The organism is Colwellia sp. SU-HH01217 (assembly GCF_057543495.1).
This window is the reverse complement of the sequence record NZ_BAAJLX010000006.1, coordinates 108,853-124,489: the sequence shown is the minus strand read 5'-3', so window position 1 is coordinate 124,489 and position 15,637 is coordinate 108,853. Positions and strand designations below refer to the sequence as shown.

12 protein-coding genes are annotated in these 15,637 nt (G+C 36.8%); 7 read left to right on the top strand and 5 right to left on the bottom strand.

The features are described from left to right. Positions 1–81 precede the first annotated feature (81 nt). Positions 82–1,407 carry a DUF5690 family protein gene (locus AC27G3_RS09735; RefSeq protein WP_487121063.1) on the bottom strand — a complete coding sequence of 442 codons (1,326 nt, stop codon included), beginning with the start codon at positions 1,405–1,407 and terminating at the stop codon, positions 82–84. 79 nt (positions 1,408–1,486) lie between these two features. Then, positions 1,487–4,324 (bottom strand): TonB-dependent receptor, encoded by a 2,838-nt coding sequence (locus tag AC27G3_RS09730; protein WP_487121061.1) that lies wholly within the window; start codon positions 4,322–4,324, stop codon positions 1,487–1,489. A gap of 306 nt (positions 4,325–4,630) precedes the next feature. Between AC27G3_RS09730 and AC27G3_RS09725 the strand changes: the two genes are divergently transcribed. Continuing rightward, on the top strand, positions 4,631–4,963 hold the full coding sequence (locus tag AC27G3_RS09725) for a hypothetical protein (RefSeq protein WP_487121059.1): 333 nt from the start codon (positions 4,631–4,633) through the stop codon (positions 4,961–4,963). 77 nt (positions 4,964–5,040) lie between these two features. On the opposite strand, the gene AC27G3_RS09720 is transcribed toward AC27G3_RS09725, so the two are convergent. Beyond that, complete coding sequence (locus AC27G3_RS09720; protein WP_487121057.1) at positions 5,041–6,939, bottom strand: alpha/beta hydrolase family protein; 1,899 nt, start codon at positions 6,937–6,939, stop codon at positions 5,041–5,043. Between the two features lie 327 nt (positions 6,940–7,266). Between AC27G3_RS09720 and AC27G3_RS09715 the strand changes: the two genes are divergently transcribed. Beyond that, positions 7,267–7,590, top strand: a complete 324-nt coding sequence (locus tag AC27G3_RS09715) for a hypothetical protein (protein ID WP_487121055.1) — start codon at positions 7,267–7,269, stop codon at positions 7,588–7,590. On the opposite strand, the gene AC27G3_RS09710 is transcribed toward AC27G3_RS09715, so the two are convergent. Next, positions 7,587–7,760 (bottom strand): hypothetical protein, encoded by a 174-nt coding sequence (locus AC27G3_RS09710; RefSeq protein ID WP_487121053.1) that lies wholly within the window; start codon positions 7,758–7,760, stop codon positions 7,587–7,589. The two genes, AC27G3_RS09715 and AC27G3_RS09710, sit on opposite strands and share 4 nt — an antisense overlap. A 117-nt stretch (positions 7,761–7,877) precedes the next feature. Between AC27G3_RS09710 and AC27G3_RS09705 the strand changes: the two genes are divergently transcribed. The 3 genes from AC27G3_RS09705 to AC27G3_RS09695 all read left to right on the top strand — a co-directional run bounded on the left by AC27G3_RS09705 (position 7,878) and on the right by AC27G3_RS09695 (position 12,608). Further along, complete coding sequence (locus tag AC27G3_RS09705) at positions 7,878–9,104, top strand: threonine/serine exporter family protein (RefSeq protein WP_487121051.1); 1,227 nt, start codon at positions 7,878–7,880, stop codon at positions 9,102–9,104. 202 nt (positions 9,105–9,306) lie between these two features. Beyond that, positions 9,307–11,379, top strand: a complete 2,073-nt coding sequence (locus tag AC27G3_RS09700) for a M13 family metallopeptidase (protein ID WP_487121049.1) — start codon at positions 9,307–9,309, stop codon at positions 11,377–11,379. Positions 11,380–11,555: 176 nt separating this feature from the next. Beyond that, positions 11,556–12,608 carry an aldo/keto reductase gene (locus tag AC27G3_RS09695; RefSeq protein ID WP_487121047.1) on the top strand — a complete coding sequence of 351 codons (1,053 nt, stop codon included), beginning with the start codon at positions 11,556–11,558 and terminating at the stop codon, positions 12,606–12,608. Between the two features lie 90 nt (positions 12,609–12,698). Here AC27G3_RS09695 and AC27G3_RS09690 read toward each other — a convergent pair whose 3' ends face one another. Beyond that, positions 12,699–13,157, bottom strand: a complete 459-nt coding sequence (locus AC27G3_RS09690; RefSeq protein ID WP_487121046.1) for a YehS family protein — start codon at positions 13,155–13,157, stop codon at positions 12,699–12,701. Between the two features lie 273 nt (positions 13,158–13,430). Between AC27G3_RS09690 and AC27G3_RS09685 the strand changes: the two genes are divergently transcribed. Together AC27G3_RS09685 and AC27G3_RS09680 are read left to right on the top strand one after the other, a co-directional pair. Next, entirely contained in the window at positions 13,431–14,261 is an 831-nt protein-coding gene (locus tag AC27G3_RS09685) for a mechanosensitive ion channel family protein (RefSeq protein ID WP_487121044.1), read from the top strand. 163 nt (positions 14,262–14,424) lie between these two features. After that, positions 14,425–15,633, top strand: coding sequence for a serine hydrolase domain-containing protein (locus tag AC27G3_RS09680; RefSeq protein WP_487121042.1), 1,209 nt, complete (start codon positions 14,425–14,427; stop codon positions 15,631–15,633). Positions 15,634–15,637: the final 4 nt, after the last annotated feature.

Below are 15,637 nucleotides of genomic sequence, written 5' to 3'. Positions count from 1 at the left end.
TTAAAATGTATTTAATGTGTGTTCACTATCGATGAGTTGTTTACTGTTATATTCTGAATAATTAACTCATAGCTAAACTGCTTAGTTTTCTTGTATTAACGAATGTTCATTCACTCTTTGAGGGGGGTAATGTTGCTTATAAAGTAGATGACTAAAATAGCTCATCGAACAAGCCACTAAGCCTGCGCCAACTACTGAAACGAAATAACAAAGGTTAATAAAGAATTCGAGCCAACTTAATTGAGCAGATGAGAATGTTCGATACAATAAAATACTGACACTCCCTAAATACCCTGCAGAATCAGCAAGGTAAATTAAAAATCCCGCATTAGCTGTTACCCCAACGGCAGCGATCATGCGATCAAATAGAAAGCAGTTATAAGGTATGTAGGCGGTATATAATCCGGCTCCCAACAATACCATCCAAGATTTTCCATCTAACACGCCAGCTTGAAAAGCCAATGTCGCTCCACCAAGTAGCCCACAGCCGAGTAAGATAAAAATATGATTCACCAAAAATGCACGAACATTATTTTTAATAACAACCATGGCACCTAAGGCAAATAACACAATCGCAGCGATACGAATGCCAGCGTATGCAAAAATAGTAGGTTCATCGCCATAGCCTAGAGCAGTCCAAATTTCCGCGGAAAAATTATCTCGAAAATCTCTCAGCCCGGTAATTAATAAGAAACTTAAAATGAGTAAAATAATTCCTGGAGCATAAGCAACAAAGAAGCGTTTACGTTGCAGCGCATTCATTGGGGCTCTTTCTTGGCGCTCTGCGATGTCTTCAGCACTGGGTTGAGGTAGTTGTGTTAACAAATATACGGATATAAACAAAGGTATTGTAAATAATGCGCCTGTTACTGCTGGCATCCATATATCCACCACACCCATTGCATCTATTAACCATTTACCTACTGAACGAACTAAACCAGATGCCACAATAAAAGTAATACTTAAAATAGCCCCCAATATTTCTGTCGTTCTCCTGCCCTCCAAAAAACCGAAAACAAGTCCCCAAATCATGCCTAAAGGCACACCATTTAAAAACATGAATAATAATTTGTAATCAACAGGGACTAATGCAAAGCCAATTAATGCCAGTTCACTCGACATGACAAGTATTAAAATGGCAAGTGCCCTTTTATTGCTCTTCATTTCAGCAATGACTTTAATGCCAATAAACTTAGACAATAAATAACCTAAAACTTGAGCGAGCACTAAAGCGACTTTAAAATCGATAACACCAGAGAATATTTCAATATTGTCATAACTTGCAGCAACAAAAGGCTTGCGAAAAGCATACATACAAAAATAAGTCATGAATGCAGCACTGGCCGCATAAATAACAAATATGGGTGTTGAGCTACGTTGTAACAAAACATTTAGTGAGAATTTCATACAGAGCCTGACTTTATACTTAATGTAATTTCGCAGTGGTATCAAATCGGTGAACCACTGCATTTAAGGTTAAATAAACTTAGAAAAAGTCATATTTAAAGCCAACTTGCCCGCGTAATCCGTAATACTCTATTTGATTAGGGCGCTGAATTGAGCCTGTGTAATATTGCAAAGGCTCGTCGGTTAAATTATTTAGCTCAATATAAATCATTGCTTGATCCGTAAGATTATATGAAGCAGATACATCAACACTGGTGTAATCACCATAATAAGTATCTAAACTCGAATTACTGCCGTGATCTTCGATGTAACTGCCCTTATGATTGATAGCAATTCGAGCAGCAAAGTCGTAACCTTCATAATAAACTGAACCATTAAACAGCAAATCAGCCTGACGAGGGATGTTAACTTTATCCTCTCGATTAGGAATAGACATTTCAGAGTCCATCCAAGTTAAATTGAAGTTAAAGCCAAAATCACTTAATGATTCTGAGATAAACGAAAAACTCGAGTTTGTCGCAAATTCAACACCTTGTAACCAAGCGTTATCGCCATTTAACGGGCTTTTTACGGTAACGGATTCACCTCTATAATCGGCTTGATAACTTTGAGAAAAAACGGGATCCGTAATCTGTTTAAAAAAGTAACCAACAGAAATAACACCCGCATCATCAAAATATCTCTCATACATTAAGTCAAAATTATTAGCATAGGTTGGTTTCAATTCTGGATTACCTGAATTCAGCGTATTTTCCATTTCTAGATAAGTAGCACCGGGCGATAATTGTCCGAAATCAGGCCTTGCAAAAGTACGAGTTACTGCCAAACGAACATTGTTTAAATCATCCGCTTTATACGTTAGATGCATAGACGGTAAAATTGACCAATAGTCATTACTACTTGAAACAGCTTCAACAGTTGTCCCATTGGCATCTTCAACGGCGACAAATCCGTCAACATCGGTTGACGTTTGCGTAGCTCGAACACCTGTTACCATTGACCACTGCTCTGAAAACTTATAAGTCGCCATACCGTAAGCTGACATATGCGTTTCGTATAAATCAAAGTTACGGCTTAAACCACCACCATTTTCAACCACTTCTGAATCGCCAGGCAAAAAAGTTAGTTTATGATTATTGTCATCCCACCATCTTTTTAAATCGTTAACGGGGATCACTTGTGAAAAATGTTGTTGATAATCAATAGCAAAATTATCTAAATAGTCACTACGTCCCGGTTGATCCACTAACTCCACACCTAAGTCATTTGCAATTTGGGCTAAAGTCGGTGTTGCACCGTATTCCGCTTCATTCCAACCATAAAATTTATCGTAGAAAGTCGCATTACGTTCTTTGTCTCTATATTTAACCCCAGCTTTCAACTCTAATGCATCACTGTACCAATGAGTTAAATCAAGTTGAGCGACTATTTTATCTTTTTCGCTGATGTCAATTCCGTACAATTCAACATCGGCTAAAACAGCTTGCGTAGGATCCATGGCCCAGTTATTAGGTAAATGCATGCCAATTCCACGCGCGGGATCTGTGCCTCCATCAATCGTGTTATATATAAGACCACTTCCTACATGTTGACCATCTCGCATGCCAACATCATCATCAAAAGTAACACCTTGCTTAAATTTCACCACGTAATAAGCATTGTCTTCGCCGTTTGGAATATCACCATATTCAAATTGGTTTTCGTAAGTACTTAACTTCCAGTCTAAGCGAGTGCTTAAGTTTAAGTCGTACTCACCACCAATTTGGAGTCCGTACATTTCAGTGATTAATTCATCATAGATATGCTGTAATTCGACACGGTTTTTATTGAAACGTACTCTGTTTTTATAATGCGTTTCTTCATCTTTTAACGTGCCATATGTGCCTTTAGCGTAAACCATGCCTTTATCGAAAAGGTATTCACCTGATGCATTTAATCCATAAGTTGTCCGTGTACCGGTGTAATCTCGAAGTTCTAAGCGATGAACTCCAGCTATGCCGTCATCATCAATTTCACGTCTAGGTTCATAATTATCAGTTGCCCAATCACGCTCTAACGCTGTGGCGTTTATTAAAAAACCTAGCTTTCCATCATCGCTTCGATCGCCATATAAAAGGTTAAATGATTGACTACCTCCTTCTGCTTTCTCAGCTTTTCCTACTGCAAGGTTTACTGAAAGTGTTCTCTCATCGGGTGCTCGGCGAGTGATAAAGTTTACATTACCACCAATAGCATCACCTTCCATATCTGGCGTAATCGCTTTTGATACTTCAACTAATTCAATGATTTCAGTAGGGAAAAAGTCAAAGGCAACGGCACGGCTCGTGGTTTCTTCTTCAGCTGTCGGCAGTCTGTCTCCATTCATACTGGTTGAACTCCACTGTGAAGGTAGTCCACGAATAGCTACAAAGCGCCCTTCACCTTGATCTCGTTCAATTGAAACACCAGGAATACGTTGTACTGCTTCAGCGGCATTTCTATCCGGTAATTTTCCAATACCATCTGAAGATAAGAAGTTTTTAATACTGTTTGACTCTTTTTGCATGTTGGTCGATAAAACAGCGCCTCTTCTCATGTGACCAATTGCAACCACTTCTTCTATGGTGTCGTCTGCCACATTTAAAGTAAACGCCCCCACTCTATTGATTTGATTATCGAGCACATCAATATTAAAAGTTTTGGACTGATAACCTAAGTATTCTACTTTCAGGGTATTTCTCCCTGCAGGGAGGTGACTTAATTCAAATTTTCCCTGATAATTAGTTGCTGTATTGATATCAGTGCCAACAATTGACACTTTAGCGCCAGACAAAACGCCTGAGCTATCATTAATCGACCCCGTGATAGTGGCTTCTGCGAGCACTTGATAACTTGAGAGCGCCATTAACGCTGTCGCTATTGCGGTTAACTTTGACATGGTATTCCTTAAGTATTTTTAAAGTGGCAAATGACTGGTCTAGACCAGACTTATATTTATCTTAAAGAACATTTGTGACAAAAAAATTGCATTTTCTTTAAACTAATAAATTTTGTAGGAGCTTCTTAATCTTTGAAGTACTTTTAAATAAGTCCTTATTACATTGATTTACGTAACTGCCCCCCTGTAAAGTGCATCTTTTAGCATTTATAATGCTTATTTGGTTTATCTCACACTCACTTATTAATAAACTATTCAGTAGTAATTTATGCAACTATGATTAGTTGGCTGCTTAATGGAGTAACAATGAAAGCAACAACAAAAAGTCTTTACGAAATATCAGCGATGGCCAACGATTTATTAGCAGAGAAATATCCAAACGCTCATACATCAGTAGGATTAATGGATAAAGTATTACGAAAAAAAGGCATACCTGCTGACGCAGTAACCATTGATAATGTTGATAACAACATTAGAGTAATTTTAATCTTGATAGATAATCAGGAAGATACCGTAGGTATTGGTGTGGGCAATACATTAAGCGATGATATGAATGTTCTCTCTCAACGCCCATTAAATGCATTAACCGCGAATGATGTTTTTGCTATTTTAGAAGCTCATTTAGCCATTGACGGATAAATATAAAGTAACAGCTAGACCACAAATTTTTAATCATGAAAATTGTGGTCTATTTATGACTATTACTTCTGTTGTGTTTATATATTATCCTCGATAAATTTTAAGGATTCTTTTAAAAATTTCTTCCTAGATTTTTGCTCTGAAAACCAGTGATCTTCACCCTCTAATTCGATTAAATCAACATCTTTTATCTTTGCTTTTTTTAAGGCTTTATACATCATCTCTGATTGAAAGAGCGGAACAACTGTATCTTTATCCCCATGGAACATTAAAATTGGTCGTGTATTTTTTGTCACTAATTCAACTGGCGAGTATTTATCTAACTCTTCTAAATTTTTTCTTTCGCCAATACTTTTTTCCCAGTATTCAATACCACCTAATTGTTCTTTAGTATGGTAAAACATGTCACTTAAATCACTTACCCCTGCAAATGAAACACTACATTTGTATTTGTTATATCTTTTCGTTGCACTATATAAAGCGACATAACCACCATAACTACCACCAACAACACAAATTCGGTTAGCGTCAACTAAATCATTTTTAATTAAGCTGTCAACGCCATCGTCAACATCTTGCTGCATTAACTTGCCCCATTCGCCGTACCCTGCTTCAGCGAACTTCTTACCGTACCCTGACGAACCTCTGAAGTTAGTTTGAAAAACAGCGTAGCCTTCTGAGGCAAAAAACTGTCTCATCCAATCAAACCCCATGTTATCTCTAGTTTCAGGACCACCATGTGGTATAACAATTAAAGGAGGTAGACTTTTATCGTGCGTTTTTGGTTTAGTCAGATACCCTGTGATAGTTGTGCCATCACTTGTAACATAATCATATTGAGACACCTCACCTAACGCAGTACTTGTCGCTTTAGGGTACCCGTCTGCAATTTTTGCTAATTGCCCTTTATTTTGATCGTAGTAAAAATATTCAAGAGGAAAATCTTTGCTGGAAATCTTAGCGATAAATTTATTCTTATCTACTGAGTATGAAGTGATTTCAACTTCAGATTTTGGAAAGGTTGCTTTTAAATCTGCCTGTACTTGCTTTAAGGTCGGATCAAAATAATCATATTCTATGAAATTATTGGTAAATTGAGCGCCTAATAATTGAGAGTTATTATAATCGCGGAGAATAGCATTTACGTCAAATTTTCCATTATTAGCAACCACTTTGCTATCAACTAATCGCTGACCTTCAACATTGGCTTTAAATAAATTCAATACATCATCGTTGGCACGTTCCGTATAATAAATTGACTTTAAGTCTTTTCCTACTAACTTAATATTACCTTCGAAATTCTTTTCTTCTTCACCATCTAATATTTTCAGTGTTATAAAATCATCACTTTCTGATGATTTTAGCATTTCAGTGTGTTTGTCATCTCGCTTGTGATAAAGAGTATAAGCTAATAATTCACCTGATTTATTGGTGACCCATGCACTAGATTTTCTCGGTGTATCGACCTCATCTTTATCACCATCGCTTAACCTAACTTTGAGTAAATCACCCACATAAGAAATCAATACGTGATCTGGCTCATCAATAAGCTTATTTACCACGAAAGGCGCGCCAATATAATACTTATTTCTCCCTTTATTAAATGGCCAAATGGCTTCACTAGTATGTACATTTAAAAAACCTAATCGATACATAGTAAAAGTTTCATTATCAGATTTTGAGTGATATGGGATGGTTGCATTGAAAATAATACGATCATTATTCCCCCAGTCTATATCCCTTATTTTGGCTGTTTCAAGTCCAAAAACAATAGGCTTAACTTCAGGTTTAAACAATGTTCGAATGACAATACGATAGTCACCACCCACATTTTGCAACGATGCTATTTTTAAGCCATCAGGTGAAATTTTTATGTCATTGATTAATGGAAGTTGACCAAATACATCGGCGTTGTCTTTTGCAAAAACCTGAGTGGTGAAAAAGAGTAAAAGTAAAAAAATGCAGTTGTTAAGCATTATCATTCCTTGATGTTTTTATTATCTTAAAGATAGAAATTTAAATTGTTAAAACTAAACCGCTTTTCATACTAGTTTAGTGGGAGTAAATACTGGGTAAGTGGTTATTTATTAAATAATAATTTAGTTACGCCAACATAAAACCATGTCATTTTCACGAACATCATAATGCAATTAGCGCATATTTCAATACCTTCGAGTTTTTAACTCCTGTTGATTTTAATATAATTGAAAGTATTGATTACATTATTTTTAATCGTCTAGTTAATTCACCGACTTACAGGTAAAATAGTCACAATAACACTCCCCCTAACAAGAGCATAAAACATGAAGCCTTATTCAAATATTGCCGAGTATATTGAAAACTTAGAATCAGAAATAAAATCACTTAACGAACAAATTACTACTTTAAAAGAAGAGCCCAAGAACTTTAACGAACAAGTAATTTTCAAATATATAGACACTTGCAGCACAGGAAAAACTAAAGATTTTGTTAGATCGCTCGGTGTAAAATCTGAACGAGGATCATTATTTTCATCTGGCGATGTGAGTAAATTAATTAAAGACGGTGCTGATGATATCTCACCAGATTTACTCGCTATAGCTAGAATGCTAGTGAATACAAAAAATAAATATGGCAAGCATCGTTAAAGCAGTTCCCTAACAATTGCGCCAATAATTAAAATAAAAACGAGAATTGGCGTAATTTTCGCGTATTTAGATTGCTCTTCTGAGGTCATCGGCTTCCCAAATTTTTGTCCAATAACAACCATTAAAAACACGCCTACAAAAACGGCTAATAAAATGTATAACAAAATCATATTTCTTCCTTAAAGCGCTCCGTAACATATTTATACTTATAGATAAAAATCATTATCTCATTGAGCAAAAATCAATTAACATAGCCTATCATAAGCTAATTTTGGAAATCTATCCCTATGTCACCTTCAGATGATTTTTATATCAAACGAAAATTTATCATTCGATTAGGTATAGCTTTACACAAATTAGGCACCACTGCTTATCGTTTAGAAGATAACTTATTGAGTATTGCTCATTTTCTTCAATTGCGCGCCTCTTTTATTATTTCCCCAACCTCGCTTACTTTTATTTTAAGTGATGATGAAGACGATCAACAATACAATCATTTGGTAAGAGTAACACCAGGAGAAATCGACTTAGGCTCATTAGCCCGTATTGACGAACTTGTTGATGAACTTACATCAGGTGAGCGCACATTAGAAGAAGCCATTGACCGACTTTATGAAATAAGCCAAAAACCTGCCCCTTATGGTTTTTGGTTAACTTTTTTTGCTTTCGGTGCTTCAAGCGGAGCATTTTCGATGTTAATGCACACCAGTTGGAATGACGTACTTTGGTCGACGCTGCTAGGCTTTATCGTTTATGGATTGGTCGTGTGGTCAACAAAGTCTCGACGAGTAACTGAAATGCTTGAACCATTTGCAGCTTTAACCACTGCAATGTTAGCGTCAGCTATTTCACAGTTTGATCCCACCATAAATATCTCCATGGTAATATTATCTAGCATTATTGCTTTTATTCCTGGACTCTCGCTTACCGTTGGTTTGTCAGAGCTTGCAGCACGCCATTTGATGTCAGGCACCGCAAGAATTATGGATGGTGTCATGGTTTTGTTTAAACTTTATTTTGGCGCAGTATTAGGCATGGCATTGGGGAATTTATTATGGGGAACCGCTCAATTTGTTCCCCCTGAAACAACTCCTATGTGGACCTCATGGGTCGCTGTTACAGTATTATCTATTTGTTTATCTATCTTATTTAAAGCAAGAAAAAAAGATGCCCCTTGGGGAATAATCGCTGGTTATATTTCTTTTTCGGTTAGTATTTGGGCCGGTGGATATTTAGGTGTTGCGCTTGGGGCTTTTGTTGGCGCTTTTGCATTAGGTTTATATTCCAACTTGTTTTCTCGTGTTATGAACTTACCATCGAGCATCGTTCGATTAATGGGCTTAGTTGTTTTAGTACCTGGAAGTAAAGTATATATTGGCTTGAATAGCTTAGTATCAGGGCAAGAAATGCTGCCTTTACCGACAATGGGATCGCAAACTTTTTTAATTTTTATGTCTCTAGTCGCTGGGATTATATTCTCCAATGTCGCACTGCCTCACAGAAAAACCCTTTAAATAAAAACAACACAAATAAAAAACATATAAAATCAAGTAGTTAAAACAACCTACAAAACAATAAATAATAATTTGTACAAATAGCCATACAGTTAATTTTTTCGAAACATGTAAACATATATGTCAGTGACTAGTATTTAATTTATCAACGCTCTACTATCATGACACTAAAATTAATATCAAATAGGACATTTCACTCACAATGAAAGCATTAATAACAAGCGCAGTGTGTTCATCTTTATTGATTGTTGCCGGTTGTAACAACACGAATAACGAAACATCAGCCAATCAATCATCAGCTTCAGCCATGCAAAAAACTGCCCTTGCCTCAGGCATTGAAAAAGTCAATATGGACTTAACTGTTCGCCCACAAGATAACTTTTATCTTTACATGAATGGTGGTTGGCTGAAAAGCCATACAATCCCTGGTGACAAAACAGCCATTGGTTCATTTTATGATTTACGCGACAAAGCAGACGACGATGTAAAAGCAATCATTACCGAACTTGCACAACGCAATGATTTAAAAATGGGGTCAGACGAGCAAAAAGTGGCTGGATTATATCGCTCTTACATGGACACAGAACAACGAGATAATCTAGGTACGGCACCTGTACAACCTATTTTCGATGCAATTAAGCAATTACAAGATAAAAAAGATTTAGCCCAATTCTTTGGTCAATATCAAGCCATGGGTGTTGGTAGCCCGTTAGCATTTTATATTAGTGTCGATGCTAAAGACTCTTCTCGCTACGCTACACACATTTGGCAAAGCGGCCTTGGTTTACCCGATCAAGATTACTACATCAATGAAAAAGAGCGTTTTGTCGACTTACGTAGCGGCTACCTTGCGCACATTGAAAAAATGTTTGATTTAGCAGGATTAGCCAATGGCGCTGCTGCTGCTAAAACGGTTATGGAGATAGAAACAAAAATAGCTAAGCATCACTTAACTCGTGTAGAAACTCGCGATAGTGAAAAACGTTACAATAAATTTGATGTCGCTAAACTTAATGAGCTTGGTGAATCATTTGATTGGTCAGCTTATTTGGCTGCTCAAGGTGTAGCTAAACAAAAAGATATTATTATCAACCAGCCTAGTTTCATCAAAGCATTCGACCAAATATTTGCCACTACTTCATTAGCCGATTGGCAAACCTATTTAACTTTCCATTCGTTAAGTAACTTTGCCAGTTACTTAACGGTTGACCTTGATAATGAAAACTTTAACTTCTTTTCAAAGCAGTTAAATGGTCGTCAAGAACAACGCCCACAATGGAAACGTGGTGTAAGCACAGTTAACCGTAACTTAGGTGAAGTTATTGGTAAAGTTTATGTTGCTCGCCATTTTAAACCTGAAGCTAAATCTCGTATGACACATTTAGTTGAAAATTTACGTGATGCTTATGGCTCAAGTATTGATAGTTTAGAGTGGATGTCTGACGACACTAAAAAAGCAGCGCATGTTAAGCTTGCAAGCTTTGATCCTAAAATTGGTTACCCGAACAAATGGGAAGACTATTCTGCACTTACCATCAAATCTGATGACTTAGTCGGTAACATTATTCGTTCAAGCCAAGTATCGCATCAAAAAGAAGTGAAAAAACTCGGTGGTCCAATTGATAAGCAAGAATGGGGGATGACACCTCAAACAGTAAATGCATATTACAATCCTACAAAAAATGAAATTGTATTTCCTGCGGCGATTTTACAACCTCCTTTCTTTAACTTAGCAGCAGACGACGCGGTAAACTACGGTGGTATTGGTGCGGTAATTGGTCATGAAATGGGCCATGGTTTTGATGATCAAGGTAGTAAATATGACGGTGACGGTAACTTACGCAACTGGTGGACTGAAAAAGATTTAACTCAGTTTAAAGCGCGTACTGACGCACTAGTCGCTCAATACGATCATTACCAAGTATTTAATGATTTAAACGTGAATGGCAAATTAACTTTAGGTGAAAACATTGGTGATTTATCTGGAGTAACTATTGCTTACAAAGCCTATAAAGCCTCATTAAATGGTAAAGAGGCGCCAGTGATTGACGGCTTAACAGGCGATCAACGCTTCTTTATGGGCTATGCACAAATTTGGCGTTCTAAAATTGTCGAAAAATCTATGCGTAACCGTGTAGCAACTGACCCTCATTCGCCAGGTGAATTCCGTGCATTAGGTTCATTATCAAACATGAATGAGTTCTATCAAGCGTTTGACGTAAAAGAAGGCGATGCTATGTATATTGCACCTGAAAAACGCGTAAAAATTTGGTAAAAAATAAAGTAAAACGTACGTAAACCCTAAAGGAGCTTCGGCTCCTTTTTTATTGAAAATAATACTTCGTTGCTTCTTTCAACTAAGCTAGGTAACCTTTATTGGCTAAGCGTATTAAAATAGTAGGTTAGTGATAACAGCGCACAAGTTAACTTTAAATAGGATGTAGAAATCAAATGAAATATCTCCCATTAGGCAGCAGTACACTAAATGTTTCTCGAGTATGTTTAGGCAGTATGACTTGGGGCTTACAAAATAATCAACAAGATGCTAACCAACAACTTGATTATGCGATCTCACAAGACATTAATTTTGTCGATACTGCAGAAATGTATGCCGTGCCTCCCTCAGAAGAAACTTATGGGAAAACGGAAGAAATTATCGGTAATTGGTTAGCGGCTAATCCACATAAAAGAAAAGACATCGTATTAGCATCAAAAATTGCCGGCCCGGGCTTTTCTTATATTCGAGAGGCTAGCCCAATTAGTGGAAAAACAGTGATCCAGGCGGTAGAAGACTCACTTAAACGATTGCAAACGGATTATATTGATTTATACCAATTACATTGGCCTAATTATTCAACACCACATTTTGGTAATCATCAACCTAACGCGATTAATTTTTTGCCTCAAGAGTCCGAGCAAAAAATTGATAATATGTTAGATATTTTGCAAGGCTTAGCTGCTTGCATTCAAGCGGGGAAAATTAGGTATTGTGGTTTATCTGATGACACGCCATGGGGAATTAATCAATATTTACGTTTAAGCGAGCAACATAGTTTACCTAAAATGGTATCTTTGCAAAATGAATTTAGTCTGTTGCACACCAAAGATTGGCCTTATGTTATTGAAACTTGTGTTAATGAAAATATAGCTTACCTTCCTTGGTCGCCATTAGCGACAGGCCTGTTAACAGGAAAGTACTATAACGGGGCAAGACCAGAAGGCAGCCGATGGACATTTATCCAACGAAACGGTTTATTCAGAGATACTAAATATAGCAATATGGCAGCACAAGCTTTTGTAGAATTAGCCCACCAACATAATATTACTCCAACAAAGCTAGCTCTCGGGTGGGTTGATCAAGTCAATGGCGTAACTTCAACCATTATAGGCGCAACCACAATGGCACAATTAAAAGAGAATATTAGCGCCTTTGACGCTCCTTTAACTGAACGTCTACTCAGTGATATTCAATCGCTGTTAAAACAATACCCAGCTCCTTTTTAAGAAGCTTAAGTAAAGCTACTGGGGGGATTAACAGAGAATAATCGCTCTAAGTTAATGATGAAATTAGAGCGAGATCATAACGAGATAACTCTATTGTTGAGCTTGTATTTTCAACCCCTTTAAGAATGCTGACAGCACTTCGTCAGAGCAAAGCTTATAATGTTTATGGTTAACATTTCTGAAAAATGCACTTAGCTCATATTTACCTAAAGTAACTCCTGACAACTCAAGAATTTCAATCACATCATCGGCCTTTAAAGCTTTGGCAATTTTAACTTTGTTAAAGATAGCATTATTAGTAATTTGTTGCTCTGCAGGACGTTGCGGCCCATCCTTCTTCCCTCTTTGCTCTATAATTAAACCGTTTAAAAAACTAGCTAATCCAACATCCGGCAATTGAATATAAGCAGCATTGTCTTTAGCTTGATAATAATTAGCTAATTGTAACTCTGTCACTTCATACTCGCCCAAGTCGAAAATCGATAAAATTTTCTCGTTTGAAAGATTGAAGATAGTGCTAACGCGTCGAAGAATGTCATTGTTTATCATGTAATGCGCCTAAAGAAATAACTTAACGTAAATTTTAAAATATGCATAAGTATAACTGACTTCCCATTTAAGGTATTGCGCTATTTTATTCATTCGGCGTGCAACATGCTCTCTGGCAATTACATAAACTACAAAGAACAAGAGTTTAGTTTAAATAAGCATAAATCCTCATAACAGATAAATATTGCTTCTTTTACGCACAGAAAAATTGTATTTTATTAATTAGAAGATAAAATAATACTTAATCAAACCGTTGAAACAAAAGGAAGTACAATGAGTAATACCGACACAACACAACTCGAAGCTTTATCAATGAAGGCTTATGAGCTAGGAATAGAATACGCGCCAAAACTAGCACTCGCTATTTTAACTTTAATTATTGGTTTATGGATTATTAGCGGTATTCGAAAGTTAATCATGCATTCTATGGAGCGTTCTAAGGTTGATCCCACCTTAATTCCATTTATGGGCAGCCTAACCTCTTGGTTACTTAAAGTACTTTTATTTATCTCTGTTGCATCAATGATCGGCATCGCGACTACGTCTTTTATCGCTGTACTAGGTGCTGCTGGTTTAGCTATAGGATTAGCCCTTCAAGGCAGCTTAGCTAACTTTGCTGGTGGCGTTTTAGTGATGATTTTCAAACCATACAAAGTCGGTGATTTAATTGAGACTCAAGGGCACTTAGGTGTTGTAAAAGAAGTGCAAATATTTAACACAATATTGGTATCGCCTCAGTCGAAGCGCATTATTATTCCAAATGGCTCTACCTCTAACGGTTCAGTGATTAACTATACTGTTGAAGGGAAAATTCGCGTTGACTTAACCATTGGCGTGTCATATTCGGCTGATATTGATCAAACCAAAGCTGTTTTACATGATGTTTTAAAAGCGAATGATAAAGTGATGCAAGATCCTGCTCCTTTTGTTGGTGTAGTAGAAATGGCCGACAGTTCAGTTAACTTTGTTGTTAGACCACACTGTTTACCTGAGCATTATTGGGATGTGTTTTTTGGCGTAAATGAAGCGATGAAAAAAGCGCTTGATAGCAATGCGATTGCGATTCCATTCCCACAAAGAGATGTACATTTAATTCAGCAATAGAAGCTGCATTATCACCAAGGCGCTAATAGAGTTTACTATCAGCGCCTTTTTATTAATTACCTTGATTTTTAAAACACTTTTCACTAAAAACTCATGCTGACTGCTCTTTTTATTTTTGTAGAAAATCGTTAGAATGCTCTGCGCATTTATTCTGAGACTTTCTATGTATTTTCGACTTTACCTATTATCTTTTTTATTAATCACACCATTTGCTTTTGCTAATCCCCTAAATAACAGCAATAGTATTAGTCAATTTAACGACGCCTTCGCCAAAAATGTTGTTTCTCAACTAACACAAAAAAGTATTCCCGGTGGGGCCTATGTGATTGTAAAAAATAATAAAGTACTTGCCCTAAAAACCTTTGGTTATACCGATAAGAAAAAAAGCCAGAAAATAACGCACGACACAGTATTTCGCTTAGCCTCCGTATCAAAAACCTTTGCAGCCACCCTTACAACCATGTTGGCACAGGAAGAAAGATTAAAGCTCACCGATCCTATAACTCAATATGTTCCTCAATTTTCATTAGCGAAAAAAGGGGCAGCTGAAAAAATTCAACTACAACATTTATTAAGTCATTCTAGTGGTTTAATGCCAAATGCTTACGATAATTTATTACACGAAAACTGGAATATGGAAAAAATTATTGGCCGCTTTGACAGAGTCTCCCCCATTTGTCGACCTGCTCAATGCTATGGCTATCAAAATATTGCTTACGCCTTACTAGAGCCGGCTATTGAAGCAAGCCAGCCTAAAAGCTATACAAAGTTAATGCATGATCGGATTTTTTCCCCATTAAAAATGACTAATGCATCTGTAGGATTATCACCCTTTTTAGCCGCGAAAAACTCCGCTCAGCCACATGTATTAAGAAAGCGAATTAATACAGGTAAAAAAGATGCAAATGGAAAAGATATCAAACGCTATATTTGGCGAACAGTAAAGGTACAACCTGACTTTTATAAAGTTGCGCCTGCAGCTGGTGTCAACGCAAGCATTAGTGATTTAGCTAAATGGCTAATTGCTAATTTGGGCCACCAACCTCGCATTTTATCTCCCAATTTATTAACAGAATTAACCACCCCTCGAATTAAAACTAAAAAAGATTTAAGACGCCGCTACTGGCGCGAACATTTAACAGATGCACATTATGGGTATGGGTGGCGCTTGTACCAATTTGATGACTTCCCTATTATTTATCACTCAGGTTGGGTAGAAGGTTTTCGAGCTGATATTGGCTACTCTCCTGATTTAGATATAGGCTTTGCCATACTCATTAACGCCGAATCAAATGAAATTAGTAAGATATCTAATCAATTTTGGTCACAAGCAAAAGACTTAGCCCAAACTTTAAATCAGCAAAAAGGTTAATGTT

What these genes read in the sequence shown, in the direction of transcription:
- AC27G3_RS09715 (WP_487121055.1), top strand. Translation starts at nt 7,267, where the DNA reads ATGAAGCCTTATTCAAATATTGCCGAGTATATTGAAAACTTAGAATCA.
- AC27G3_RS09685 (WP_487121044.1), top strand. Translation starts at nt 13,431, where the DNA reads ATGAGTAATACCGACACAACACAACTCGAAGCTTTATCAATGAAGGCT.
- AC27G3_RS09725 (WP_487121059.1), top strand. Translation starts at nt 4,631, where the DNA reads ATGAAAGCAACAACAAAAAGTCTTTACGAAATATCAGCGATGGCCAAC.
- AC27G3_RS09690 (WP_487121046.1), bottom strand. Translation starts at nt 13,157, where the DNA reads ATGATAAACAATGACATTCTTCGACGCGTTAGCACTATCTTCAATCTT.
- AC27G3_RS09730 (WP_487121061.1), bottom strand. Translation starts at nt 4,324, where the DNA reads ATGTCAAAGTTAACCGCAATAGCGACAGCGTTAATGGCGCTCTCAAGT.
- AC27G3_RS09700 (WP_487121049.1), top strand. Translation starts at nt 9,307, where the DNA reads ATGAAAGCATTAATAACAAGCGCAGTGTGTTCATCTTTATTGATTGTT.
- AC27G3_RS09680 (WP_487121042.1), top strand. Translation starts at nt 14,425, where the DNA reads ATGTATTTTCGACTTTACCTATTATCTTTTTTATTAATCACACCATTT.
- AC27G3_RS09695 (WP_487121047.1), top strand. Translation starts at nt 11,556, where the DNA reads ATGAAATATCTCCCATTAGGCAGCAGTACACTAAATGTTTCTCGAGTA.
- AC27G3_RS09705 (WP_487121051.1), top strand. Translation starts at nt 7,878, where the DNA reads ATGTCACCTTCAGATGATTTTTATATCAAACGAAAATTTATCATTCGA.
- AC27G3_RS09720 (WP_487121057.1), bottom strand. Translation starts at nt 6,939, where the DNA reads ATGCTTAACAACTGCATTTTTTTACTTTTACTCTTTTTCACCACTCAG.
- AC27G3_RS09710 (WP_487121053.1), bottom strand. Translation starts at nt 7,760, where the DNA reads ATGATTTTGTTATACATTTTATTAGCCGTTTTTGTAGGCGTGTTTTTA.
- AC27G3_RS09735 (WP_487121063.1), bottom strand. Translation starts at nt 1,407, where the DNA reads ATGAAATTCTCACTAAATGTTTTGTTACAACGTAGCTCAACACCCATA.